We start from the raw sequence: 24,371 nt of genomic DNA on the forward strand, positions 1-24,371 counted from the left end.
TCCTATTTCTGTGCAAAAAGTTGTGTTTCAATATCTGTGATCGTGATGTGCGAGAGGTAGGCGGCGCACTGCTCGTTCATCTGCCGGTACAGCGCGTCCATCACGCCTGCCATACCGGAGCAGATGGCGCAGTCCCGGTCAATGTCCCCGCTGTGCCACGCGCAGTCCACAAAGCGGGTATTTATCGCCTCCGCCACCTGCCGGAGAGAAAGGGCTGCGGGGTCGGTGCAAAGGCGATAGCCGCCGTCCAGACCCTCCCGGGTCTCCACCATTCCCGCCTTTTTCAGCCCCGCCAGCACCCGACGAACGCGGGTGGGGTTGGTGCAGATGTTCTCCGCCAGAGCCTCGCTGCTGAGAGAGCGTCCGCTGTGGCTCAGGCAGACCAGCGCGTGAACCGCCAGATTAAAGGAACTGTCCATGGTCATCCCTCCTGCGATAATCTGTGCTTGTGGCAAGTACAGTTTCTACTGTGACTATAACAGATACAGTTCGGCGTGTCAAGCTTTTTCGTCAATTTTTCAGCGGAAGCCCTCCATAGCTGTTGACAACAGGGCGAATATGCGTATAATGGAAAACAAGAATAAGAATAGTTCTTATTTTGGAGGGGCGCAGTATGCCGAAATACGCAGAGGAGATATTGGCCGCCGTAACGGAGCTGCAGCAGCATCCCACGGCGGAGCAGGTGTTCCTGGAGATGAAGAGGGAGCATCCCAGCATCGCTCTGGGTACGGTATATAAGCACCTGAACGGTTTGGCGGAGGAGGGGCTTTTGCTCCGCATCACCGAGCAGGGTTCGCCGGACCGGTACGACCGGACGGAACGACATGATCACCTGATTTGCAGCCGGTGCGGGAAAATCGCGGACGTTCACCTGCCGGATATACAGAGCCGGATCGAGCACGCGCTGGGACGGGAGATCCTCTCGTATGATCTTAAAATCAGGTATATCTGTCCCGATTGCAGGAAACAGGAAGAAAACAACGCTGAAGGAGGCACCCAATGAACGCTAATGTATCGAAGCTGCTCAACGAGCAAATCAACAAGGAGTTCTACTCCGCCTATCTGTATCTGGATTTTGCCAACTACTACGCCGCCGTGGGCTTAGACGGCTTTGAGAACTGGTACCGGGTACAGGCGCAGGAGGAGCGGGATCACGCCATGCTGTTCTATCAGTATTTGCAGAATAACGGCGAGGGCGTCACCTTTGAGGCTATCGCAAAGCCGGAGTGGGAACGAGGCGACCACATGACCCCGCTGAAGAAAGCGCTGGAGCATGAGAAGCTGGTCACCGCCAGCATCGACGCCATCTACGCCGCCGCGTATGAGGCCAGGGACTTCCGCGCCATGCAGATGCTGGACTGGTTCATTAAGGAGCAGGGCGAGGAGGAGAAGAACGCCGCCGATCTTATCACCAAAATGGAGCTGTTCGGCGGTGACAGCAAGGGGCTGTATATGCTCAACAGCGAGCTGAAGGCACGGGTCTACACAGCGCCCTCGCTGGTGTTGTAAGCCCTGCGCGGCTGCGGGCCTTCGCATCAGACAAAAGGCAGACTGCATACAGGTGGCCTGCCTTTTCTTCTGACAGGCAGTTAGATGAAACTAACCGTGTATAAAACAGAAAGGAATTCGGAGCTTGAACAAGGAAAAGGAGATCGAAACCGTTACCCTCATGGTGCGCCGGTATTGCCGAGACGTGCATGGGGGAAGGGGTGAAGAGCTTTGCCCGGCGTGTGCCGCCCTGCTGGAATACGCCCGGCAGCGGCGGGACAGATGCCCACACGGGGAGATAAGCGGCTGCTGTCCTATTTCTCGGAATGCATCAAGCGCACCGGCAGCTATGAATTCGACATCCCCTACAACCGCCAGCAGCTGGCGGACTACCTGAACGTGGAGCGCAGCGCGCTGAGCAACGAGCTGTCCCTCATGCAGCGGGACGGGCTGATCCGGTATGAGAAAAACCACTTTGCCGTGACGGAGCAGTTAGGGTAGCGGTGAAAAAAACAGGGAAGCGTGCGGCGTGGTAGGATGGTTCGCTTTTGTCGGCGTGTGCGCTATAAGTGTGCTGCGAGCCGGCTTTTTGAGATTTGTTGACCTTTCAACGAAAAAATTTGACTTAATTAGGCAAATAATACTCTGATGTACCAAAAAACGGCATAAATTTCCTTGCGACTATAAGTATATAGGCGGTTGCACATTTAGGATATTAAAACATGAGCAAAATGCACATACAATACAAGTTAAGAACACTTCATCTGCAGGAGACTTGTTTGTATGATAGACTACGCATTTATAGGCGCACGGCTCAAGGAAGCGCGCATACGGAAAAACATGACGCAGGAGCAGCTGGCTGCGATGACTGATGTGGGGTCTACACATATCAGCCATATTGAAACCGGCATGACGATTCCCAGCACAAAGCTGCTTGTGCAAATGATGAATATTCTGAACTGTGATCCCGCCGAGGTGCTGTGCATGGAAATGCGCAGTGCGCGGCCTGTCCTGAACAGTTGGCTTTCTGATCTGGTCGCAGATTGTAACGAGGATGAAGTAAAAATCATCACGGATACTGTCACGGCACTGAAGGCAAGCCTGCACCGTAACCGAAGCGAAGATAAATAAAGGGGATAAGCCCTCTTTTGCATATTCTGCAAAGGTTGGGCTTCATTTTTACCGACACACACCAAAAAGACCTTGCCTGAACTATGGACAAGATACAAAGTGACGCTAAAGACAGCCCTTTACGCGAATACGTTTTGAGCTGAGACAACGCCGTATATCAAAACGCCCGCATTCTGCCCTGAGCAGAATGCGGGCGTTTTTCTTGTGTCGAAAAGCAACGAAAAATGTCGTGCGGTGCAGAGGTCCGCCCATAATGGCCGTTCCCCCAACGAAACCATTATGATAAAGGAGGCCTGCTGCCATGCGGGATAGTCAGTACAAGTCGTGCGCGGTACAGAACCAGTTTACAGCCTATCTGATTGCCGCGATTCGCAATTACAAAAGAACGTATTTAAGGAGAATTTCCACAGCTCTTCGGACAGAACTGTCCATGGAGGGACACAGCGAGGTGATGGAATTATGTGAGGAAACGGACTTCTTCTGTGGGCTGCCGCTGATGCAGCGATTGGAGAATGAGCGTCTGTTCGCTGCTATGCAAGGGTTAAGCGAGCGAGAGCGTTACATATTTCTGTCTAAAGTCCTTGGAGAGATGAGTCTTTCCGAGATCGCGCTGTCGCTCGGTATCACCTATGGAGCTGCGGCCATGTCCTATCATCGCACGGTCTTGCGCCTGAGAAACGCTGTGGGAGGTGGTAAAGGTGAATGATTTCATGGAGCTGTTCATGAGTGCGAAGAACGGGGATTCGTCTGCAATGGAGGAACTTCTGCATATGTACTACCCGCTCTTATACAAGGAATCCGTGGTCAACGGGATCTTTGATGAGGATCTGCTTCAGGAACTGTGCCTGCTGTTCTTGAAGTGCGTGGCAAAGTTCAATATTCGATAGAGAGAAATCTCCCGTCGCATTCTAAGGAAATTATGGTTTAGCCGCTGCATGGAAGAAGCCCAGTTCGCATGAAAGGCGAGCTGGGCTTCCCAATTTCACTAATAACTATGCATTTTCAAGTCTCTCAACGGCTTCTTCATAGGTGTATACCGGCAGAAACCTCGTCCCTTCGCAGACCGCCGAGAACACGGGTGGATGACCTCCTGCATCGCAGGCGAACACCCCGTCTGCCTCTACGGCGGCATTCAGTCGCTCCAAGTACATATAGAGGTTCCCGGAACGATCCATCCTATATTCCGGTGCAGAGCCAATCTGATGCTGCCCCATATAAAGCCGCGTTTCTTCCGGCAGGGGCATCAACAGCTTACATGTGGCTGCCCGCGACGGTCTTTCCACCATCGGAGCAAAGAGGCTGCTTTGCTCTCCAAACATGGAGCCGCGTGCGTGTACGCGCTCCTTATACGGGAAGTGACAGGTGTTTTGCCAAAACATAGCGGTTAGCCTGCGGACATTCTCGCACATGGCATAGGTGTCGATCATCTCATGGGGACGGTGTTCATTGAAATAACCTGCGCTGATATTGACAGCCGCAGTTTTCAAGTGCGGTGCGACCACAGAGATATCGCTGAACGAGCCGGAGTTCTCCTTGAAACCGAAGCTGCAAACGAACTCTGTGAAGTCAGGATTATCGCAGTGATAGAATACGGCGTCATTTCTGCCGCGCCGATCCAATTCAACGATATAGTTGACCTCCGGACGCAGCTTGCTGTTGGTAAATTTCCTTGCACCCACACCGCCGAGCTCCTCGTCTTCGCAAAATAAGATATGACAATGGCACTCGCGCATCAGCATCAGGATCATATACACACCGGCACGGTCATCACCACCGATCCCGTAGGGCGACATCAGGTAGCGTCCATCCTCGGAGCAGCAGATGATATCCGGCCGGTGGGTATGAACTGTGTCCAGATGGGCGACCAGCAACACGGGGACAGTACCTTCTGCATAAAGAAATCCGCTTTTGCAGACGGGTTCATAGTCGTGCGTGCGCAGCTGCTGCACAAGATGCTCTTTCAGCTCGCGCTGGGTCATCTTCAAGATGCTTTCAAAATGGGATATACTCATTCCCATAGCTTCGCAAATATTCATTATGCTCCTCCTTACGCCACCGCCACGGTGGCTTTTTCACAAAGCGTATGACCCATAGCACGACAGGCGGAGGCCATGCTGCACGATGCGCAACCGGAGGTCAACTGCTGGTAGCAGTCCTGACAGACCTCCACCAAGGTGCCGCGCCGGTTATAGGCTGGGTACATAGTGCCTAAAGTGGGGCGGCCGCAGGCGGCGCAAATATGCAGGCACGTCTTACAATAAAAACCATCTTCAAGATAGATTCCTTGACCACGCGCTACCGTCTGCCCGCATTTACGGCAGACGACCACCTCTTTGCAAGAACACTTGATGGCACCATTGCTCCGCAGCTCATTGCCGCAGCAGACACACCGAGCCGCAGCTCCGATGGTCAACTCCGTGTCTTTTCTATGTCCCTGCAGGACCGAGAGATTGCCGTGATAATTATAGTCCGGATAATGTAAGCTGCCTCGGTAGGTCGAGAGATGGGCGTTCAAGTCAGGACGTTTTGTTTTCAGATACCAGAGGTTTGGTTCCGTCAGGCATCGGGAAATAGCCTTCTGCACCAGATGGCGGAACAGCTTGGACACTTCCAGCGCGTTTCCTGTATCGGCAGGATAAAGCCGGGACTGGAACAGGGTGCCGTTTTCATAGAAAAACATCTGCCGGTATCGGCGTATGGCTTTGCGGTATTCCCCAGAAACATCGGCATCTACGGCATAAAATACCATGCTGACTCTATCGTTCATATAGGAAAGACAACCCGCCTGGTATCCTCCGTCGCTAAGGCGATGGCAGGACACCCATGTGTTGGATTTGCTGGACATCTCCAAAAAGTCACAGGGATGTACGGAGAGAACTCCGATCTCCTGCATGGTCAACGGGTTCAGAGCGTCGGCAAGCTGTGCAAAAACGGCGTTGTACCGGGTATGTCTATCGACGCCGTATTTCTTGCAGAGTTTTCCGATAATGCGGCTGGCCTTCTGATCTTTGGCACAGCGTATCCCGCCGCGCTGGCGTAGGATCTCCAGATTTTCTTCAGAAACGGTGCAGCTATAGCCTGACACGGCCGCATGCAGTGCTGTGCGAAAATCCTCCAGCTGCTCACCGCTGAGTATCTCAGAGGCGATGTCCAGCAGCGTGAAGGCCGTTTCATCTACCATATCAGGCTGAATAGAGAGGGCCTGATTACAGTCGAAGATGATGGCCTGTTCATCCTCGTTCCAACTGGGATGACGCCGCAGCAGTGAAAGCAGATCCGCTTTCGCTGTCTGCCAGGCTGTCAGATTAGCCATAACACCCTCTTCCGAAAAACTCTTTTCGTATTTGTACATAACCTCATAAAACTCGTTTTTCAGCTCTGTGAGCTCTTTCACTTCATTCACACCTTTCTTGCATTTTAGAGTGGAGGGGTAGAGAGCACTGCGCTCTCTACCCCTTTTGCGACTAACGCCTGCGCCTCATTCTCCGATCATCCGGAAAAACTCGCCCGGTGACAGTACACGGATGCCCAAGGCACGTGCCTTGTCCAGCTTACTGCCGGCGTTTTCACCACAGATCAGATAGTCGGTCTTTTTTGTTACAGAACTGCCGGCCACAGCACCCAACGATTCGATCTTCGCGTTGATGCCGCTGCGGGTATAAGGCTCGACCTTTCCGGTCACAACCATCGTGCAGCCCACGAACGGGTTGTCCTCCATTGAGTGCGTTTCGGTAGTTACGGTTTGGATCGTCACCATTTCTTGTAATTCCTCCCAAAGAATACGATTCTCTTCTTGTGCAAACCATTGATGAATGTTTTGGCGCAGTGTTTCTCCAAAATCGGGAAGCTGTGAGAAATCGAAATCATTTTCCACGGCTTCTTCGAAAGCGGAAGGCGAGCTGCCAAACTGCTTCGCCAGCACTTTGCTGGCGTGATTACCTATCATCGGGATGTCCATGGCAATCAGGTACCTCTCAAATGTGGTATTTCTGCTGCGCTGTATAGCACCCCACAGATTATCCCACGATTTCTCGCCAAATCCGTCCATGCAGATAATCTCCTGCATATAGTGATCCAGGCGATAGACGTCTGTGAAACTGTGTAGCCAGCCGCGAGCAATCAAACGCTCCAGTGTGGCCTCGGATAAGCCCTCAATATCCATAGCTTTTTTACTGGCAAAATGCACGAACCGCCGAAGCTTTCGCATGGCGCAGTCTGGGTTATCACAGAAGAGTGCCTTTTTCCCTCCGTCTGTAATATGAAACCGCGTTTCTGCACCGCAGCAAGGGCAGTGCTTCGGCGTTACAGCATCTAGATCAAAATGCCCACGTTCCAGATTTTCCTCAATATGAGGAATGATCATATTCCGCTTGGACACCAGCACACGGCAGCCGGGCATCAGCTCAAGACTCTCAATGAAAGATAAGTTGTGCAGGCTGGCACGCGATACGGTGCATCCATCGATCACTACGCTGTCGAGTACCGCCACCGGCGCGATCTCGCCGGTGCGCGAAGGAGTCCATTCGATATCCCGCAGGACGCTTTCGTATAACTCGTCCTCAAATTTGAAGGCGAGTCCATCCTTGAAGTGGTGACCGGTGCGCCCGCAGGTCCTGGAGTAGTCCACCTCATCGTAGGTCAGGACAAGACCATCGATGGGGAGATCGCTCATTTCTGCGGCCTCGCGCATTTGGGCTATGAGCTGTTCATATTGTGCCTTGTCGCCATCCTGCAACTGTACGGCATGAATGACGCCGAACCCAAACTCAGTGAGTTTCAGAAGCCGCGCATGTTTTCCGTTTGCCCAGTCCGTGTACTCCTCGAATCCCTCCAAAACCGAGAAGGGAAGAAATGACACATGGCGCTGGGCGCAGATCGCTGCGTCAAAAGCCCTTATGGAACCGGCTGCCAGATTGCGGCTGTTTTTATACGGATTGCCTGCGCTGTCCGTGATGGATTTCAGACTCTCAAAATCGCTGTTGTGGATGAAGCTCTCGCCGACAACCACCAATCGATCTTCATAGGGGATGCGTTCGGGAATGCCGGAGATCGCCTTTGCGTTGTGTGTGATATTCTCACCGATAGACCCATCTCCGCGCGTTGAGAGGCGGATAAGCTGACCGTTTTCATAGATCAACTCTGTTGTCAGACCATCCAGCTTCAGTGACAGATCAACTGTACGCCCTGCCTGAAATGCGATCAGATCCTCAATGCTCTTGGTCTTATCCAGCGATAGCAGGGGAATGTCGTGTGCGACCTTTGGTAATGCTGACACGACAGGATACCCAACCGTCTGTGTGGGCGAATTCGCCATGCAGACACCGGTGTGCTCCTCCAACGCCAGTAATTCATCGTACATATAGTCGTACACATCATCTGCTACGCTGGGGGCATTGAGGTTGTAGTATTCGTGCCGGTATTGGTTGAGTTGTGCGACCAGCTTTCTCATAGTGCTCATTTCTACTGCGTTAGCCATTATGTTCATTCCTTTCGTTGGTACTATCACCGAAATTCAGCTTTCGGATCATGGCAAGAATAGCGTTATCGTCATTCCACGGTGCAGACCATGGCTGCGGGGAAATGGTGTCACAACGCACGAAGACCTGGCCCTCCGAAATATGCAAGGATACATCTGCGCGTTTTGCGCAGACGATGGCAAGATTTCCTAATTGTTTCATACTGTCCAACTCCTTTTTTAAGCTGCGGTCTTATCTGCGGCACACAGCACCTGTCGTTTCCATCGTTCAATAAAAGCCTTGATTTTTGCCGGAGGGTCTTCGTTATCGAAACCCCTTGTCTGCACAACCTGTCCGTCTCTGACCTCTACGGTACAAAGCGACTTGTCCGGTTCGGCTACCTTTCGCACAAATAAAATGACGCATTCACGCTGCGCGACCCGCTTAACATACCTGCCGACACAGTGGCGAAGAGCAGTGCCCTCGTCTATCAGTTCTTTCGAGGAATGGGGAGGGATCACCATAAGGTCTTTCCCCTTATATTGGTATAGCCTCTGCCATTCCTCAAAGCTGTCTGCAATAGCTTTTTCCTGCTCCGCTGTACGTTTGACATCCAGTGCCTCAACCACATGATCATGCGCGGATTTGAGATTACGCGGGAACAGTATAAAGCTGCTCTCTACGTTATATTGCATCTCCTTACACATACGAAGATAGTCACGATAATCGGCAAGAAGATTTGCCATGCTGTAGTACCGTATATATTCGGGAGTCTTTGTGGATGCAATGCGTATCTCGTATTGTGCGTCCGCATAGCGCATCAACTTGTGCATAGTCATATGAGAAAGCAACTCAGCCAAGACCGAAACGTCCTGTATGGCATTATTTGCGCACCACTTCATCATAGAAGCATCAGGCTTTTTCCCGGCGTAAATAAACCATTGGATAACGTTAAGCTGTGCAATGCCGGGATCAACTTCCTGCAGCAATGGTAGCCAGGAACGGTCGAGCTTCAGGACGTCTTGCAGATTCTTCCCCTCGCAGTTTACCGTTTTGCCTATCATAAAATGATAAGATCCATATACGATGTCTGAGACCAGTCTGAACAGCTTTGCCTTGACCAAATATTCGATCACCGGCCACTGTACGTATGCGTTCAGGTACGGGATGGCATCCATGGTGGCAGCGATTCGGGCAAATCTTTCTATTTGTGAATACTGCCACGGGGTGTTCCGTAAGAGTTCTGCAAGATTCCTAAAGTATAGATGCCCTGCTGTGTCCCCTTCAAAACTATCGCGCCACGAGAAGAAATGCGGGCGATACCCACATTTCCAGGGCGTCAGATCATCCTTGTAGGCGGGCGCAAGATAATAGGGCGACGTACTGCAATGACCATCTGAACAAAGTGAAATAAAATGACGTGCATTTTCATATACGGAAAAGTAAACCGGCGTATCCGCATCGGTAAAAGTGCGGTATGCTTTTACGATCCGCAGCAACAGCTCGCCATTTTTTGCCTTTTGCAGCACTTGAACCGTTTCGCGGTCAAAAACACGTCCACGCCTTCCTCTGCACTTGAATGTGATCTTCTTTTTGCAGCGAGGGCAGAGGCCGGAGGTGTTGTGCTTAGCTGCCGCAATACTGACCTCGTGCCGACAAGCGGTACAATATGCATGCCCCGGCGCTTTCCGTTGGTAATCATAGAAGATATACTGCGGCATGACTTCGCGGTGGATAAAACCTTTCAGGTCGCGGGGCAGCACTGGCACATATTTCATCCGCTCTATGATCGCACGCTGCTTTTTCCTCTTACGCTCCAGAGCCTTGCGACGAGAAATCAACCATTGCAGACAAATTAACGCCGAAATGGCACTGTGCGCGCATTTGCAAAAATGGGCTGCGCGAGCCTCGTCCTGCTGCCGATAGAAAGCGCATTTGGTGTCAAAACGGCATACCCGATTCAAATAATCAAATGGTGAGCATTGCCATGTTGCACTGGCATTTTCTCTAAGGGAAAGAGTGGCAAAATCATCCCGTCCTTGGAAAACGACCCAACGGGGCTTGATACTGCCCGCCAGAATGTTCTCACTCTGATAGATATAGAGTACCAGGATACGCTGCCCGGAAATATTGTGCACCGCTGTGCGGATAATATAAGGGCAGCGCTCCACATGAAGTATACCTTCATTCAGATTGAATTCCAGCTCCGGTATGGCAAACTTGCGGCAGGCGCGTTTGTCTATCTTCCGCGTCATGCGCTCACCTCCAGACTATCGAAGGAGAGTTGGTCGTCCAACGACTCATTTTCCTTTGCTGTATTGGCAGCCTTCTCCTTCTTGGCGGCGGGCTTCTCCGCTTTTTTCTTCTCTGCCTTTTTCGTCGTGCTGCTCCTGCCGCCGTAATACGGTCTGGGAACAAACTTTTCTTCTTGTCCGCGATCCTCCTTTGCGTTCAGATCCTTGAAATACTCTTCCGCCCATTGGTAGCAAAGCCCGTCCGGCACATCGGTGCCATAGCCTTCAGCTGAGGGCTTAACGTCATTGTCCTCCATCTCCTGCTTGGCAAACTCAAGCGCCTTGCGGTTGATATAGCGGAAGCAGTTGACCATGTTCTTGCGGGGGTGCATGACATTCCGGGCAAAGGCCACATCCTCAAGGCAAAGCGTCTGGATATACTCGGTGACGCACTGCTTCATGTTGCGGCGTGTCAGTCGTTCGGAATCGTCGCCCACACGCTTCATAGAGGCGGCCATCACTTCGTCATCGCTCATCGCTACCGCGTTTTCCCATGCGGCCTGTTCAGCTTCCTCCTTGGCTCGCTGCCTGGCCTCCCACTCGGCTTTCCGCTTGGCCTCAGCCTGCTCATGCTCCTGCCGCTTACGATCCTCTTCCGCCTTTTTATCTGCTTCCAGATTGGAAGGTGAAGGGGAATCATCTGCGTTTTGCTGCATCTGGGAGAGCAGAGCCTTCGCCTGCTCCTCCTCAGCCTGCTGCCGGTCGTCTGCCCGTCTGGACGCCAACTCTGCGGCGTCCTGTATCGTCGGGCTTCGATCCTGTACATTATCCCGCAAGTCTGCGGCTATCTCTGAATATACTCCCATAAGGCTCCTCCATTTCAAAATAAAACGGCATTGGGCGGGTGATAGAAACACCTGCCCGATGCCGTTCGTTTATGGTGGAACAGCTCAGTGCCGTTCCCGTTTATCTTTTGCCAGCTTTGGCGAGAATTTTACCGGCAGGAATTTATCATTCCCATCACAGTAAAAGTATCTGCGCCCGTTTTCGTCAAAGAACTCAATCACCGTAGAGGGTGAAACGCTGCGTCCATGATAGTCCGCAGGCAGCTCGCCGCTGTATCGCGCCGCCACCAGTTTCAGGCGGATGGCGTTGTCCTGCTGCACTTCACACACCAGAGTTCCTTCATAGACCAGCGCGTACTCCGAGGCGGGCGGCTGTTCATAGCCGGCCTTCTGCAAAGCCCTGATCCCGCCAAAGGCGAAATCTGCGGCCTTGCCCTCAGATACATCCGGCTGGTAGATACGGAAATACTGCTGCGCTCGCAGGGATAAAAGATACTGCTCCAGTGCCGCGTCACCATCCCGCAAAAAGCGGGCGTACTCCTGCTCACTCAGACCCAGGTGATCGTGGAGCGTACTGCTGCCGGTGTTCCTCTCGTGCCATGCGGCGATCTCCTCACTGATGGCGTCAAAGGAACAGAGCCCGCAGACAAACCGCGTTCTGAAATTCATTTGAGAAACATCTCTTTGCTCTTTTTTCTGCCGCATGGCAAGCTGCCAGTCATCAATGCCTTTATAATTCGGATCCCACGTCAGGCGGCGGCACTCCAACCCATGGCTGCGTGCCATGAGATAGATTTTCGACGCGCCCTTGCTGACAGCGGCGTTGTGATACTTGTCCATATCCTCGGCTTCAATGATGACCTCTGTGCCATTGGCAGATAGCAGCGCGAACAGCATATCCAGCTTGTTGACGTTGTTGGCGCCTGCCGTAGCCGCAAAGGAGCGATCCATCAGAAAGTGGGCCACGTCCGCTTTCAACAGCCCTTCCGTCACATAGACAACCCGCGCAAACGGATCGCCCACGAAATGGACAGGACTGCCGGAGGATACTCCGCGTTTCTTGGAAGCAGAGGATAGCCACAGGTACTTTGTCCCGCTCTTGTCAGGGTCGCTCTCCTGATCTCGGATAGGCGTATCCAACCGGATCTGTGCGCCGCGTATCATCCCATCAATACTTTTGGCGGGGATGATGATCCCTGCCGTGACGGAATTGAAGTTGACCGTCCATTTGTCATCCTTACCTACATAGAAGCCGGGAACGCCCTCCACCTTACAGCCTCGGCTGCGCAGCTTTTGCGCCAGTGACCGGCACAGGTAGAAGGGCGGGGTACTTTTGTACCCCAGCCGTTCTATCTGTTCGTCGGACAGCCCGCGCACCTCCCGGAGATGCTTGCGGTGTTGAGACGTAAGCGTCAACAGCTCCAGCAGCATGGAAAATGTCTGGTGGATCTCCTGCGGTGAGGCAAGGACGGATTGCTCGATCGCCGTCTGCTCCGGCAGTTCCTTTACGGTGTACTCCGGCGCCGTAAGGCCGTTTTGCAGCGTGTCGCAGATCTCACGGTAGGCTTCGGAATTGCTGATCCCGTATACCTTTCCGTAGAGAGACAGCATCCCGCCGCCTTCGTTGCAGTAGTTGCAGCGCCAGAGGTTTTTAGCAAAGTTGATGTTCATCTTCCCCCGCTTATCACCGCAGATCGGGCAGTCGGCATATACGCTGTCCGCCTGCCTACGCCGGATATGCAGATGCAGCAGCTCAGCCACATCCATGATATTGAACGGGAACTCCTGTGGCTGCGCCACCGCGCCACCTCCTTACCATCATCTTGAACGATTCGTCTGTCAGCTGGCATTTGCCAGACGCTGGAGCTTGTCCAGCATCAGTTTGGCGCCGGCCCGCAGGATATTGTCATCCCCGGAATAGCCCTTCACATACCACTTGAGGCTGGCTGGCCGCCGCTCGGCGACTTGCTTGAGCGTCTGTCCGCTGCATGTGCCGATGGGCACGATGATTTCCTCGGCCTCCGCTTCGGTCATCAGAGTGCAGATGGTATCCACATCCATGTCCTTGGTATAACTGGCGGCACTGGGCTCGTCATATACGAAGGGCAGTTCCGATTCTACCGCAGGCTCTACAACGGCCTCCGCAGGCTGTTCCGCAGAGACTTCCACCGGCGCCGTGTCAGGTACGGCTTTTTCTGCATGGTGAACCACGTCCTGTTCAGGCTGCTGTACGACCACAGGCTCAATGTCGGCCCGTACCGCAGCAGGTTCCGTTCTGACCTGTTCCGCTGCCGCTTGAGGTGCAGGGGCAGGCTCGCTCCGCATAACAGGCGTGGTCGGCTCTGCGTAAGGCGTATCCGCCTTGGGCATCGGTGCGAACTGGATGCCGAAGCCGGCGTTGGTCAGTGCCATGTCCAGAGCATCATGCTCCGCAGCCTGAATATACAGACCGGCAGGCGCGTTTTCCTGTGTCATGGTGGCAATGTAGCTGCTGGCGGGGTCGGCATCATCCTTGTCGAAGAAGACCTTTGCCTCGATGATCGCCAACTGATCCGTGATGCGCAGCGGCGTCAGCCGCGTGCGTCCGGCAGGATATTTCAGACGGAACCAGAGCTTTTTATATCGCAGGTCCAGCTCGTGTCCGTTGGCAGTCTTTTTCAAGAATCGCAACGGATCGAAGCCTGCGACACGGTTCAGCTCAGACACGACGGGGACAGCATTGAACAAAGTGGATTCGGGTGTATTCATTTCAAAAGCTCCTTTCTAAATAAAAACATGAGACAGGGCGTAGATTTAACGCGCTTGCCTCATTTTTACAAAATATTCACAGTGATACTCAAGCACTGCGCTGCTGCACTTTGAACGTATTGGTATAGAGTGAGATCCTATGTCCTAACTGCGTGTTGCGTTTTCCGGTATCGTCTTTATGGACCGCCATGTAGAGCATGCCGATCTGACCCACCAGAATAACCTTTGACTTAGCGCGGGTGATAGCCGTGTAGACAAGGCTTCGCGTCAGCATCCGAGCATGGCTCCTCAGTAAAGGGAATAACACCACATCAAACTCACTGCCCTGCGCCTTATGGACGGTGGTGGCATAGGCAAGCTCCACATGGCCCATTTCCTCCATGGAGTACTCCACGACCCTCGTGGGCGAAAACTGGATCGATATGCGCATACCGTCCCGCTCATCATGGCGAAAACTGCGGATAAATCCAATATCGCCATTGGACGCCTTAATACTGTTCTTGTTCTGCATCACCTTATCACCTACCCGAAAATAGAGGCTGCCCACCTTCAGATCGGCTTCCTCCGTCTGCGGGTTCACCAGCTCGCGGATCGCCTCGTTGAGTTGGTCAACGGAGGCCGCGCCGGTGGAGCGGAAGGGCGATAGGATCTGCACGCGGTCTACACCGTATTGCTTCACCTGTGCCAGATAGAGATTCCGTAGGTGTTCGGAGGCTTCCTCCTGGTTGGCGCATTTGCAGACAGTAAAATCATTGCCGTAGAAAAAGCCGGTGTCATTGTTGTTGATCTTCTGTGCGTTATAGGCGATAAGGCTGTCCTTCTTCTGACGGAATATCTCATTGAGCACCGTCACAGGGATCAGCCTGCAGTCGATCAACTCACGGAACACATCACCGGCTCCAACGCTTTGCAGCTGGTCTGCATCGCCCACCAGCAGAACCTTCGTGTTCGGCCCAATGCGGGAGAAGAACTGCCGCGCCAGCCACATATCCATCATAGACGATTCATCCACGATGATAAGGCCTGCGTCCAGCATATCTTCTTCACATTTCCGGAAGCCACCATCCTCACCAAACAGTCCCAGCAGGCTGTGCAGCGTGCTGGCATTGTTTACGCCGGTACTCTCCGCCATGCGGCGGCTTGCCCGGCCGGTGGGGGCTGCCAGCAGGATATTCTCCGATGGCTTCAGCAGCTTGAACACCTCAATGACCGCTTTCAGGACGGTGGTCTTGCCGGTACCGGGTGAGCCGGTAATGATGGACAGATCGCTGCGGAATACCATGTGAACAGCCTCCGTCTGCTGCAGAGAGAGCTCGACCCCCAACTGACGCCGTACCCTTGTCAGCAAGTCCTGCACATCCACCCGTTCTACCGGGCGGCAGAGCAGCCTTGCGATGCTGCGGGCGGTTTCGTCCTCCTGCGCGAAGGTCTTGACCAGATAATAGTTGCCGTTGCTGTTGATGATCTTGCCTTGCAGCAGCATGTCGTCGATCACAGCCTCCAGATCATCTGCCTTTACCCGCATCTGAGGAACGGGGATCATGCTGTTCAGCAGAGCCATGGACTCCTTGCGAAGCTGCTCTGCATCCAGATACAGATGACCGCCATCTCCCTTTGCGCCCTCCAGCGCGGCAAATACCGCGCCGCGGATGCGCATGGGTGAGTTCAGCGGCCAATTGTTCTTTCGCATGATCGCGTCCACGCGCTTGAAGCCAAATCCGGATATCTGACAGAGTTCGAAGGGGTTATTCCGCAGAATATCCACGCTGTGTGCGCCGAAATGGTCATAAATCTTCGTGGCGGTGGTGGGGGTGATCTGAAAGGGGGCCAATAGCAGCATCAGATCACGAAGGGTTCGGCTCTCGTTATAGGAGGCAATGATCTCCTCCAGCTTTGCCTTGCTGACGCCCCGTATCTCCAAAAGCCTCTCCGGTTCATTCTCCAGCACATGCAGTGTATCTGCGCCAAACCGGTCTACGATCAGCTCGGCGGTTTTGCCGCCAATGCCCTTGATAAGCCGTGAGGAAAGATACCCCTTGATCCCTTCGCGGGTCTGAGGTACGACCTCCTCGCATTTCGTCACATGCAACTGAAAGCCGTTTTTACCCTCTTTCCACTCACCGTCCAGTATCATGCTGACCTGATCGGTGCGCGGCAGCTCATAGCCCACGGCGGCAAAATGGATCATATTGTCCCGATGCCGGTACGCGCTGCGAGCCTTTTCTGGGATAGAACGGTCTGAGGTCTTTACGCTGATCACGCTGTACTTGTTGACAGGGTTATAGAAGATCGTCCGTTCATAGATGCCTGTATAAGCCAACTCATGCAGCCTCCTCTCGTTGTTTTTTCACATAGAAGCGCCGGCTTTCCGAAACAGTGACGTACTGCTCGTAGATGTCCGGGTGCTGCGCCTGCAAACGCTGCAGGTTGTCCTTACTGATGCCGGATTTACGCACAGGCTTATAGCTGATACTGTAAGCCGCTTCACGCCCCTGGCAGACAGCCGTGCAGCTTCGTCCCATTTCTGCGACGATACGGCCTTGCAGCCGCCGCATTTCCGCTTCAATGTGCTCATAGTTTCGTTTCTCCGCGTTTCGCTGGGTCTGAAGCTCCAGATACCGGGTGATCAGCAGTGCCATATTCCCCTCCAGTATCAGCTCCGGTGCCGATGGGTCAGCAGGCCCGAAATGACGCCTGACGCTGTTGAGGATCAGATCGCCGTCCTCCGTATAGGGTGGGGGCATGCCGGTGAGAATGTGGTTCTCCCAGAAATCCCGCTCCAGCGCGATCAGCTCCGCCTCATAGTCCCGGTCACGGTCGATATGCCGGATGATGACTTCATCTTCATTGTTGCCGTACAGGCAGCAGTAGAAGACCTCATCAATGTTCATCACGGACATATAGTGCCGCCCCTGAGCCTCATAGTTGAGGGGAACGATCTCCTGCCCATCCTCGGACCACCAGTGATCCTTTGCATTATAGTTGGTGGTTTTTATTTCGAGGATCGCGGTTCGCCCTCCGGGAAGCTCTACAAAATAGTCAATATCCGCCAGCATAAACGTATGCACCGGATGATAAAACATCTTCTTGATCTGATAGATGCGATACCCCGTTTTCACATGGAATATCTCTGCTACCAGATCCTCCAGCAGATGCCCCATCTTCTTGGCTACCCAGTTGCTCTCCGAGTCGTCAAAAGGCACGATTTTCAGCTTGTCATAGTAGAGATCCCGTGCCGTAGCAAACGGTGAGATTCCTAATATGGCGGCTGCATCGCTGCCGCCGATCCCCCTGCGCCGGTATTCCAGCCAGTCTTTCTCAGGAAGACGCTCCGTGCTGACCAGGACTGACGGCGCATAAGACTCGCTTGCGACTGCCATGGCTATACCCTCCGCTGCCCCGTCTGATGGGGTACAACGCGGGTATAGCTGCGGCGGTATTTTGCCGCCTTCCGCTCCGTTTTCCTGAGTTTCTGCCTGCGCCGGTCTCCTTCTCGATACCGATACAAGCGTTTGCCGGGATAATTCCTTCTGCTCATGTGGATGCCACCTTTCAAATATATTCCAAAGCCTTACGGCATTTGGGTAAATAAAAAAAGCGAGAATGACATCCTGATCCTCTCGGATACTTGCGCCTGCCGATGGCATGGCCGGTGTCATTCTCGCTGCAGGGGAAAATGTCCCCTCAAAAACAAAAAAGTCAACAGCCCACTGCTCTACGGCATAGTGGTGTTGTTGACTAAAATACAAGCTTAACAACGTGTGCGGTTCAGAAACACTCTGAAATGCCTATATAGGCGTTGCACAAAAAACAATTACATGGTGATATTACCACAATATATTGTGGTAGTCAAGAAACAATATCCACTCATATAGAGAATTTGAAAAAATATTCCTTCGCATGTTAAATTTACGGTGCCTGCTTTCTTTTTATTTAGTGTAAGGCTAAGCCAGTCAGAAGATGGCTGGTTCTATTACATGCACCTTGAAAACTGAACAGCCCCACCGGAGGTTATACAGGAGCGGCGGATAGTGTGCGAGAACATAAGGGAGCGCACCCACCGCATAAGTGCCGCACAGCGGCAGCCTGCTAATACGCGGTCGAAGAGAGCGCAGGAAATGGGCCGGTGGTTGGCGAGCAAAGCGAAAAGCGAGATGTGTTACCTTCATTTTGAGCCGCTATAAAACAGCAGGAGGAACACAATATGTCTGAAAAATTATACCAAGGATGCGAGCCACGCATAATAGAGAGAGTTCCCATACACTTAAAAATGGTCTTAACAATCCGTGAAGCGGCCGAGTACAGTAATATAGGCATCAATAAGATAGAATCTATGCTCAGACAGCCAAACTGTCCATTTGTCCTTTATGTTGGGACGCGCAAGCTCGTAAAGCGCAGGGCGTTTGAGGAATATATTTCCGGCAAGGTGCTAATTTGATGAAATTACTCCAGGTGCGCACCAAAATAGTGGCGAGTGATTGAAAATAACAGGAAGCTATGCTATAATATAAATATTGTCGCGTTGGGCTCTTTCTCTTGAGTGGACTGCTTGAGGAGGAATTCAACAATGGGAAAAAACTTGAAAGGCAGAGAATGCGGAAAAGGTATCTGCCAAAGGAAGGATGGTAAATACTCGGCAAGATATAACAATAAGCATGGAAGGCGTCTTGAAAAGCACTTTGATACATTGGTTGAGGCACGAAATTGGCTGGCAGATGCAAAGTACAATGATCGGCATGACGTAATAACCACAGATTCCGAGATGACGGTCGAGGAATGGTATACTTACTGGATGGGCAATCTAATCTGCGATTTGGCTCTCAATACCAGACGTAATTATGAGGAAAGATACCGGATCAACATTCGCCCGGTGATAGGTGCCATGCGCATATGCGATGTCAAGCCCATGCACTGCAAAGCGGTCTTGAACCGGATGGAACTCAAATATGCCGGCTCGACGATCCGCCAAGCCTACATTGCAATGGGAACGATGTTTCGGGCGGCTGTGATGAACGACATTCTCATAAAGCACCCTATGAACGGTGTGAGGTATACCAAACCGGTTCGAGCTGTTGATGACATTAAATTTTTGACAGTGGATGAGCAGGAAAAGTTTATGGAAGTTGCGCGGCAATCGCACAATTACAGGCAATACCTGTTGTTGCTGGAAACCGGACTGCGGACTTCCGAGTTGATTGGATTGACTTGGGATGCCATAGATTGGGAAAAGCGGACTCTGACGATCAACAAGGCTTTGGAATACCGGCACGACCAGCACTGTTGGCGTGCAGGGCCGCCCAAAAGCAAGAAAAGCTATCGAACGATACCGCTCACGGCGAAAGCATATAACGTGCTGTTAGAATGCTATGGCGAACGCTACGAGCGAAAAGAGGCTGAAATCATGTCATGCTGTCTTGAGTACATAGACCGGCGCACGGGAGAAAAGAACACTCTGTTTATGCACGATCTAGTCTTTGTGAACTGGCGAACAGGAGAGCCTGCAAAAAACAGTTCCTATGACACCCACCTCTATAAGCTTTGTGATAAGGCGGGGATAAAGCGCTTCTGTATGCACGCCCTGCGGCATACTTATGCAACCCGCGCTATCGAATATGGCATGCCGCCAAAGACGCTTCAAAAACTGCTTGGTCACGCGAGTATTAAAACCACCATGGATCGCTATGTGCACGTCTCCGAGGACTTCATGCTGAGCGCTGTCCGGATTTTCGAGACAAAAGGGGAAGCCGGCTGAGCTGGGACAAAATGGTGCGGAAATGGTGCGGAGCGATCCTGTAAAAGACGGGAAACCCTTGAAAATAAAGGAGTTGTGAGAAAAGATGAAATTAGGTATCGTCGGCCTGCCCAATGTAGGCAAGTCCACCCTCTTTAACGCCATCACCAACGCCGGCGCCGAGAGCGCTAACTACCCCTTCTGCACCATCGAGCCCAATGTGGGCGTGGTGGCGGTGCCGGATGCGCGGCTGGATAAGCTGGCTGAGATGTACCAGCCGGATAAAAAGACCCCGGCGGTCATTGAGTTCGTGGACATTGCGGGTCTGGTCAAAGGAGCCAGCCAAGGCGCGGGTCTGGGTAATAAGTTCCTGGAGAACATCCGCCGCACCGACGCCATTATTCATGTGGTCCGCTGCTTTGACGATGAAAACATTATGCATGTGGTGGCCGATGCCGGCACCAATGTCCCCGTGGACCCCCTGGGTGACATTGAGACCATCGATCTGGAGCTGATTATGGCCGATTTGGAAATGGTGAATCGCCGCGTGGATAAGGCGGCCAAGGCCGCCAAGGGCGACAAGAAATTCCTCCATGAGGCTGAGGTATTCAAGGCCCTGGCGGAGCATCTGGATGCCGGCAAGTCCGCCCGCACCTTCCCCTGCGACAAGGATGACGCCGCCCTGCTCGCCACCGCCGACCTCCTGAGCCGCAAGCCCATTATCTACGCCGCCAATATGGATGAGGCGGGCTTCGCCAACTGCGATGCCAACCCCTATTTTAATGATGTCAAGGCTTTGGCCCAGAAGGAGGGAGCCCAGGTGCTGCCTATCTGTGCCAAGCTGGAGCAGGACATTGCCGAGCTGGACGACCCCGAGGAGCGGGCCATGTTCCTCTCGGAGCTGGGGGTGGAAAAGTCGGGTCTTGACCGGCTGATTCAGTGCAGCTATGATCTCCTGGGCCTCATCTCCTTCCTCACCTATGGCAAGGACGAGTGCCGGGCCTGGACCATCAAAAAGGGCACCAAGGCTCCCCAGGCTGCCGGAAAGATCCATTCGGACATTGAGCGGGGCTTTATCCGCGCCGAGACCATCAACTTCGATGAAATGATGGCCTGTGGCGGCAGCGTCGCCGCCGCAAAGGAAAAGGGCCTGCTCCGGTCCGAGGGGAAGGACTATGTGGTCAAGGACGGTGACATGATCTACTTCCGCTTCAATGTCTAAAGGGCGTGGTACGCTTACTTAACGCGGCGGAAGCACCGCCGACAATGCTCTCTCTATGATTGGCAGTTCATGGATGACTGTCTTTCATAGAGGGGGCACTTTGTTTTGCGGGCCTTTTGTTCTGTATATCTGCAAAAAATTCGGCATTACTGAACGGCGAAATATTTACAAGGCCACAAAAGTGCGTTACAATACAGTAAATGTGGCTGATCCGGACTGCCGATAAGGCTGAGATACCGCAATGCCGGTCATAGCGTTGGCGTCCTGCAAGGGATAGGGGATGCGTGGCGCTTTGTTTTTGCAGCGCGTTATCTATACGCGAGAATATCGGCGGACCGGCAAAAAAATGAAAGGACACGGGGGTGAAAATGCCATGGAACAGGCTGAAAAAGGACAGGTCAAGTCTCTTGTCAAGGCCCTGGAGCTGCTGGACATTCTCAGCAACCAGCAAGCGCCTATGACGCTGCGGGAGCTGTATCAAGTCTCCGGTTATCCAAAAAGCACTATTTACGCGCTGCTGTCCACCCTGCGCGCCTACGGCTGCATCCGGCAGGAGAGCGATGGCCGATACTACCTGGGAATGAAGCTGTTTCAGTGGGGCTGCAGTGTTTCCGCCTCCTGGGACATCATCCGTCTGGCCCGCCCCTATCTGGAGCGGCTGGCCCGGGATACCGGGTCCACGGCATTGCTGTCTCGGGTGGAGGGCAGCAGCATCACGGTCATTGACCAGTGTGTCAGCGGGGCGGGGATACGGGTGGCCTCGGAGATGGGGAGCCATGTGTCCCTCTATGCTACCTCCCAGGGGAAGCTGCTTTTGGCGTCCCTTTCCGACTCCGCCGTGCGTCGGCTGATTCCGGAGGGAAAGCTGCAGGCCTTTACACCCCATACGCTGACGGACCTTCCAGCACTGCTGGCAGACCTGGAGCGCATCCGCACCCAGGGCTATGCTATTGAAAATGGGGAATATAAGATCGGCTTGCGCTCTGTGTCCGCTCCGGTATATAGCCGGGAAAATGACATTGCGTATATCGTCAGCGCCGTGGGCCTGTTCCGCAGGGTGGAGTCCGACGAGTTTGACCTGGTGATTCGCCAGACCTGCGACGATGCCCGGGCTCTGTCGCTGCAAAACGGCGGTGGCGGCTGCGCGGAAAAGCCGTGTCTGCCCCGGTAAAAACCGCAAAATGGAAACGGGAGGGATGCACCATGCGTACCCGAGAGGGCCGGCGGGGCCTGCTTTTCATCTGCATATTGGCGGTGGTGCTGCTGGCGCTGTTGCTCCTGTCCTTTGGGCTGGGGCGCTACGCTGTGCCGCCGGCGGAGGTAATACGGATATTGCTCTCCCGCATTTTCCCCGTGACCCCCAGCTGGACGGAGCAAATGGAGACGGCGGTGATCAGTATCCGCCTGCCCCGGATCTTGCTCGCCTGCATGGTGGGCGGCTGCCTGTCTGCCGCCGGTACGGCCTATCAGAGCGTATTTCGCAATCCCATGGCGGCGCCGGATATTTTGGGCGCCTCCTCCGGGGCCTGCTTTGGTGCGGCCCTGGCCATTCTGCTGGGCTTTTCCCGCAGCGGCGTTACGGCTCTGGCCTTTGTCAGCAGCCTTTTGTCCGTGGCACTGGTGTATGCCATCGCCCGGCGGGCCAAGGGAAATCCCGTGACAATGCTGCTGCTGGCGGGAGTGATGATCGGCTCCCTGTTTTCCGCCTGCACCTCCTATGTGAAGCTGGTGGCCGATCCCACAAACCAGCTTCCGGCCATCACCTACTGGCTTATGGGCAGCCTCTCGGGTACGCGGATGAATGCGGTGGGCTTTGCCGCAGTTCCGATGCTCATAGGTCTCGTGCCCCTGCTGGCCTTGCGCTGGCGCATTAACCTGCTGACCCTGGACGAGGAGGAGGCCCGCTCCATGGGTGTGAACACGGGCTGTTTGCGCCTGGTGGTGATTTTGTGCGCCACGGTACTCACGGCGGCCTGCGTGGCGGTCAGCGGTATGATCGGCTGGGTGGGGCTGGTAATTCCGCACCTGAGCCGCAAGCTGGTGGGCAGCAACTGCCGCTATCTTCTTCCGGCTTCAACGATTTTCGGGGCCATATTCCTGCTGCTGGTGGATAACATATCCCGCAACCTGTTGGCTACGGAAATCCCCATCGGTATTCTGACGGCCTTCGTGGGCGCTCCCTTTTTCCTGTATCTTATGACGCGTAAGGAGCAGCTGCTATGATCCTTTCGGTACAAAATCTAACCTTTTCCTATGCCGACCATACGGTGCTGGAGGATGTGAGCTTCGATGTGGATAGGGGGGAGTTTCTCTCCCTTTTGGGCCCCAACGGCGTGGGGAAAAGCACCCTGTTCCGCTGTATGCTGGGCACATTGACAGGCTACCGGGGCCGGGTCCTGGTGGAGGGGCAGGAGATACGCACCCTCCCGCAGTCCCAGCGGGCTCGGCGCATCGCCTATATCCCCCAGATCCATCGGCCTACCTTCGGCTACACGGTGCTGGACACCGTGCTTATGGGCACGACCCGGCATCTCTCCCCCTTTACCTCGCCCAAGCAGACGCAGATGGAGGCAGCACGGGATGCCCTGGATCGGGTAGGCGTGTCGGCACTTTCAGACCGGAGCTTTGCCCATCTTTCCGGCGGTGAGCAGCAGCTGGTGCTCATAGCCCGGGCCCTGGCCCAGCAGTCGGACATCCTCATCATGGACGAGCCTACCTCGGCCCTGGACTACGGCAACCAGCTTCGGGTTTTGCAGCAGGTGCGTGCTTTGAGCCGGGAGGGCTACACCGTGCTTTTGAGCACCCACAATCCCCAGCACGCCCTGACCTTTGCCGACCGGGTGCTGGCGCTCCACCAGGGCGCTGTGGCCGCCCATGGCCCCGCCCGAGAGGTGCTGACCCCGGCGCTGATCCGCAAACTTTACCGGGTGGAGACTGCCTTGGCGGATACCCGGGGGGGCAGCGTCCTTGTGCCGCTGACGGAGGGGGAAAAGTGATGTTTCAGTGGAATGAGGAAATGGTGCGCTTTATGCGTGACGCTTCGGAATACAGCGACTACCACCGCCGACTGGTGCAGTGGATGCTGCCGGACCTGCACCCCGGGGACCATATATGCGATGCCGGGTGCGGCCTGGGCTACCTGAGCCTGGCCCTGTCGCCCTATGTGCGCCGTGTGACTGCGGCAGACCGCAGCCAGGAGGCACTCTCCGTTCTGCGGGAAAACTGCACCCGCCGGGCCGTTCACAACATCGACATCCTGCCCGGCGATATCCGCGCTGATTCGCCCGATGCAGCTTACGATGCCATGGTGTTCTGCTTTTTCGGAACCATAGAGGAGGTGGCCGCCATAGCCCGGGGTCAGTGCCGGGGCATGGAGGTTGTAGATAACGCAAGTGATGAAAACAACGAAAATACAAGGAGAAAGGCAACTGTTGTACCTATTAAAATAGAATATGTGTGAGAGGACAAGCCTTTCAATAATGTAGACGTTCAGAAATGAGCGTCTATTTTTATACC

The 24,371-nt window shown here is 53.9% G+C and carries 24 protein-coding genes and 1 pseudogene; 14 read left to right on the plus strand and 11 right to left on the minus strand.

The window, feature by feature from the left end:
• Positions 1 to 2: 2 nt before the first annotated feature.
• Positions 3 to 419 carry an RrF2 family transcriptional regulator gene (locus KI236_RS11965; protein ID WP_212822223.1) on the minus strand — a complete coding sequence of 139 codons (417 nt, stop codon included), beginning with the start codon at positions 417 to 419 and terminating at the stop codon, positions 3 to 5.
• A 194-nt stretch (positions 420 to 613) separates the two neighbouring features.
• Between KI236_RS11965 and KI236_RS11970 the strand changes: the two genes are divergently transcribed.
• The 7 genes and pseudogenes from KI236_RS11970 (at position 614) to KI236_RS11995 (ending at position 3,506) form a co-directional block, all read left to right on the plus strand.
• Complete coding sequence (locus KI236_RS11970) at positions 614 to 1,003, plus strand: Fur family transcriptional regulator (protein ID WP_212822225.1); 390 nt, start codon at positions 614 to 616, stop codon at positions 1,001 to 1,003.
• Positions 1,000 to 1,509, plus strand: a complete 510-nt coding sequence (locus KI236_RS11975; RefSeq protein ID WP_196059343.1) for a ferritin — start codon at positions 1,000 to 1,002, stop codon at positions 1,507 to 1,509. The genes KI236_RS11970 and KI236_RS11975 overlap by 4 nt, the downstream gene beginning before the upstream one ends.
• A 160-nt stretch (positions 1,510 to 1,669) precedes the next feature.
• A complete protein-coding gene (locus tag KI236_RS12380) occupies positions 1,670 to 1,885 on the plus strand; it encodes a nitrous oxide-stimulated promoter family protein (protein WP_408059072.1) in 216 nt (71 codons plus the stop codon).
• Positions 1,792 to 1,989: pseudogene (locus KI236_RS11980) on the plus strand (helix-turn-helix domain-containing protein); the annotation flags it as partial. The gene KI236_RS12380 and the pseudogene KI236_RS11980, both read left to right, overlap by 94 nt.
• A gap of 282 nt (positions 1,990 to 2,271) precedes the next feature.
• Entirely contained in the window at positions 2,272 to 2,619 is a 348-nt protein-coding gene (locus KI236_RS11985) for a helix-turn-helix domain-containing protein (protein ID WP_212822227.1), read from the plus strand.
• A 301-nt stretch (positions 2,620 to 2,920) separates the two neighbouring features.
• On the plus strand, positions 2,921 to 3,325 hold the full coding sequence (locus KI236_RS11990) for a sigma-70 family RNA polymerase sigma factor (RefSeq protein ID WP_212822232.1): 405 nt from the start codon (positions 2,921 to 2,923) through the stop codon (positions 3,323 to 3,325).
• Positions 3,318 to 3,506 (plus strand): helix-turn-helix domain-containing protein, encoded by a 189-nt coding sequence (locus KI236_RS11995; protein WP_228738174.1) that lies wholly within the window; start codon positions 3,318 to 3,320, stop codon positions 3,504 to 3,506. Before KI236_RS11990 ends, KI236_RS11995 begins: the two co-directional genes overlap by 8 nt.
• A gap of 105 nt (positions 3,507 to 3,611) precedes the next feature.
• On the opposite strand, the gene KI236_RS12000 is transcribed toward KI236_RS11995, so the two are convergent.
• The 10 genes from KI236_RS12000 to KI236_RS12045 form a co-directional block, all read right to left on the minus strand.
• Entirely contained in the window at positions 3,612 to 4,655 is a 1,044-nt protein-coding gene (locus KI236_RS12000) for a zinc-binding metallopeptidase family protein (RefSeq protein ID WP_212822237.1), read from the minus strand.
• An 11-nt stretch (positions 4,656 to 4,666) separates the two neighbouring features.
• Complete coding sequence (locus KI236_RS12005; RefSeq protein WP_212822239.1) at positions 4,667 to 5,932, minus strand: hypothetical protein; 1,266 nt, start codon at positions 5,930 to 5,932, stop codon at positions 4,667 to 4,669.
• 165 nt (positions 5,933 to 6,097) lie between these two features.
• The gene (gene ligA / locus KI236_RS12010) at positions 6,098 to 8,095 is read right to left on the minus strand and encodes an NAD-dependent DNA ligase LigA (protein ID WP_228738176.1); all 1,998 of its coding nucleotides are present in this window, start codon (positions 8,093 to 8,095) and stop codon (positions 6,098 to 6,100) included.
• Positions 8,088 to 8,297, minus strand: a complete 210-nt coding sequence (locus KI236_RS12015) for a hypothetical protein (protein WP_212822241.1) — start codon at positions 8,295 to 8,297, stop codon at positions 8,088 to 8,090. Before KI236_RS12015 ends, ligA begins: the two co-directional genes overlap by 8 nt.
• 17 nt (positions 8,298 to 8,314) lie before the next feature.
• Entirely contained in the window at positions 8,315 to 10,330 is a 2,016-nt protein-coding gene (locus KI236_RS12020; RefSeq protein WP_212822243.1) for a PcfJ domain-containing protein, read from the minus strand.
• Positions 10,327 to 11,175 (minus strand): Cas9 inhibitor AcrIIA9 family protein, encoded by an 849-nt coding sequence (locus KI236_RS12025; RefSeq protein ID WP_212822246.1) that lies wholly within the window; start codon positions 11,173 to 11,175, stop codon positions 10,327 to 10,329. The genes KI236_RS12020 and KI236_RS12025 overlap by 4 nt, the downstream gene beginning before the upstream one ends.
• 84 nt (positions 11,176 to 11,259) lie before the next feature.
• A complete protein-coding gene (locus tag KI236_RS12030; protein ID WP_329958981.1) occupies positions 11,260 to 12,954 on the minus strand; it encodes a YodL domain-containing protein in 1,695 nt (564 codons plus the stop codon).
• A 39-nt stretch (positions 12,955 to 12,993) separates the two neighbouring features.
• A complete protein-coding gene (locus KI236_RS12035) occupies positions 12,994 to 13,902 on the minus strand; it encodes a hypothetical protein (RefSeq protein ID WP_212822248.1) in 909 nt (302 codons plus the stop codon).
• Between the two features lie 88 nt (positions 13,903 to 13,990).
• Positions 13,991 to 16,222 (minus strand): SF1B family DNA helicase RecD2, encoded by a 2,232-nt coding sequence (gene recD2, locus KI236_RS12040; protein ID WP_212822250.1) that lies wholly within the window; start codon positions 16,220 to 16,222, stop codon positions 13,991 to 13,993.
• Between the two features lies 1 nt (position 16,223).
• On the minus strand, positions 16,224 to 17,282 hold the full coding sequence (locus tag KI236_RS12045) for a YqaJ viral recombinase family nuclease (protein ID WP_212822252.1): 1,059 nt from the start codon (positions 17,280 to 17,282) through the stop codon (positions 16,224 to 16,226).
• Positions 17,283 to 18,106: 824 nt separating this feature from the next.
• Between KI236_RS12045 and KI236_RS12050 the strand changes: the two genes are divergently transcribed.
• The 7 genes from KI236_RS12050 (at position 18,107) to KI236_RS12080 (ending at position 24,315) form a co-directional block, all read left to right on the plus strand.
• On the plus strand, positions 18,107 to 18,340 hold the full coding sequence (locus KI236_RS12050; protein WP_212822256.1) for an excisionase: 234 nt from the start codon (positions 18,107 to 18,109) through the stop codon (positions 18,338 to 18,340).
• A gap of 129 nt (positions 18,341 to 18,469) precedes the next feature.
• On the plus strand, positions 18,470 to 19,654 hold the full coding sequence (locus KI236_RS12055) for a tyrosine-type recombinase/integrase (RefSeq protein WP_212822257.1): 1,185 nt from the start codon (positions 18,470 to 18,472) through the stop codon (positions 19,652 to 19,654).
• 85 nt (positions 19,655 to 19,739) lie between these two features.
• Positions 19,740 to 20,855 carry a redox-regulated ATPase YchF gene (gene ychF / locus KI236_RS12060; RefSeq protein WP_212822262.1) on the plus strand — a complete coding sequence of 372 codons (1,116 nt, stop codon included), beginning with the start codon at positions 19,740 to 19,742 and terminating at the stop codon, positions 20,853 to 20,855.
• A 373-nt stretch (positions 20,856 to 21,228) separates the two neighbouring features.
• Positions 21,229 to 22,026 carry an IclR family transcriptional regulator gene (locus KI236_RS12065; protein ID WP_212822263.1) on the plus strand — a complete coding sequence of 266 codons (798 nt, stop codon included), beginning with the start codon at positions 21,229 to 21,231 and terminating at the stop codon, positions 22,024 to 22,026.
• Between the two features lie 32 nt (positions 22,027 to 22,058).
• Positions 22,059 to 23,078 (plus strand): FecCD family ABC transporter permease, encoded by a 1,020-nt coding sequence (locus KI236_RS12070; protein WP_212822265.1) that lies wholly within the window; start codon positions 22,059 to 22,061, stop codon positions 23,076 to 23,078.
• Complete coding sequence (locus tag KI236_RS12075) at positions 23,075 to 23,851, plus strand: ABC transporter ATP-binding protein (protein WP_212822266.1); 777 nt, start codon at positions 23,075 to 23,077, stop codon at positions 23,849 to 23,851. The genes KI236_RS12070 and KI236_RS12075 overlap by 4 nt, the downstream gene beginning before the upstream one ends.
• Positions 23,851 to 24,315, plus strand: coding sequence for a class I SAM-dependent methyltransferase (locus KI236_RS12080; protein ID WP_212822293.1), 465 nt, complete (start codon positions 23,851 to 23,853; stop codon positions 24,313 to 24,315). The genes KI236_RS12075 and KI236_RS12080 overlap by 1 nt, the downstream gene beginning before the upstream one ends.
• Positions 24,316 to 24,371: the final 56 nt, after the last annotated feature.

This window comes from Vescimonas fastidiosa (assembly GCF_018326305.1).
GTDB lineage: Bacteria > Bacillota > Clostridia > Oscillospirales > Oscillospiraceae > Vescimonas > Vescimonas fastidiosa.

Excerpts from the sequence above, each read along its gene's own strand:
- KI236_RS12055 (WP_212822257.1), top strand. The coding sequence starts at position 18,470 with ATGGGAAAAAACTTGAAAGGCAGAGAATGCGGAAAAGGTATCTGCCAA.
- KI236_RS12050 (WP_212822256.1), top strand. The coding sequence starts at position 18,107 with ATGTCTGAAAAATTATACCAAGGATGCGAGCCACGCATAATAGAGAGA.
- KI236_RS11990 (WP_212822232.1), top strand. The coding sequence starts at position 2,921 with ATGCGGGATAGTCAGTACAAGTCGTGCGCGGTACAGAACCAGTTTACA.
- KI236_RS11965 (WP_212822223.1), bottom strand. The coding sequence starts at position 419 with ATGGACAGTTCCTTTAATCTGGCGGTTCACGCGCTGGTCTGCCTGAGC.
- KI236_RS12080 (WP_212822293.1), top strand. The coding sequence starts at position 23,851 with ATGTTTCAGTGGAATGAGGAAATGGTGCGCTTTATGCGTGACGCTTCG.
- ligA (WP_228738176.1), bottom strand. The coding sequence starts at position 8,095 with ATGGCTAACGCAGTAGAAATGAGCACTATGAGAAAGCTGGTCGCACAA.
- KI236_RS12005 (WP_212822239.1), bottom strand. The coding sequence starts at position 5,932 with ATGGCTAATCTGACAGCCTGGCAGACAGCGAAAGCGGATCTGCTTTCA.
- KI236_RS12065 (WP_212822263.1), top strand. The coding sequence starts at position 21,229 with ATGGAACAGGCTGAAAAAGGACAGGTCAAGTCTCTTGTCAAGGCCCTG.
- ychF (WP_212822262.1), top strand. The coding sequence starts at position 19,740 with ATGAAATTAGGTATCGTCGGCCTGCCCAATGTAGGCAAGTCCACCCTC.
- KI236_RS12025 (WP_212822246.1), bottom strand. The coding sequence starts at position 11,175 with ATGGGAGTATATTCAGAGATAGCCGCAGACTTGCGGGATAATGTACAG.
- KI236_RS11975 (WP_196059343.1), top strand. The coding sequence starts at position 1,000 with ATGAACGCTAATGTATCGAAGCTGCTCAACGAGCAAATCAACAAGGAG.
- KI236_RS12075 (WP_212822266.1), top strand. The coding sequence starts at position 23,075 with ATGATCCTTTCGGTACAAAATCTAACCTTTTCCTATGCCGACCATACG.
- KI236_RS12015 (WP_212822241.1), bottom strand. The coding sequence starts at position 8,297 with ATGAAACAATTAGGAAATCTTGCCATCGTCTGCGCAAAACGCGCAGAT.
- KI236_RS12380 (WP_408059072.1), top strand. The coding sequence starts at position 1,670 with ATGGTGCGCCGGTATTGCCGAGACGTGCATGGGGGAAGGGGTGAAGAG.
- KI236_RS12000 (WP_212822237.1), bottom strand. The coding sequence starts at position 4,655 with ATGAATATTTGCGAAGCTATGGGAATGAGTATATCCCATTTTGAAAGC.
- KI236_RS11970 (WP_212822225.1), top strand. The coding sequence starts at position 614 with ATGCCGAAATACGCAGAGGAGATATTGGCCGCCGTAACGGAGCTGCAG.
- KI236_RS12045 (WP_212822252.1), bottom strand. The coding sequence starts at position 17,282 with ATGGCAGTCGCAAGCGAGTCTTATGCGCCGTCAGTCCTGGTCAGCACG.
- KI236_RS12035 (WP_212822248.1), bottom strand. The coding sequence starts at position 13,902 with ATGAATACACCCGAATCCACTTTGTTCAATGCTGTCCCCGTCGTGTCT.
- KI236_RS12020 (WP_212822243.1), bottom strand. The coding sequence starts at position 10,330 with ATGACGCGGAAGATAGACAAACGCGCCTGCCGCAAGTTTGCCATACCG.
- KI236_RS12070 (WP_212822265.1), top strand. The coding sequence starts at position 22,059 with ATGCGTACCCGAGAGGGCCGGCGGGGCCTGCTTTTCATCTGCATATTG.
- KI236_RS11985 (WP_212822227.1), top strand. The coding sequence starts at position 2,272 with ATGATAGACTACGCATTTATAGGCGCACGGCTCAAGGAAGCGCGCATA.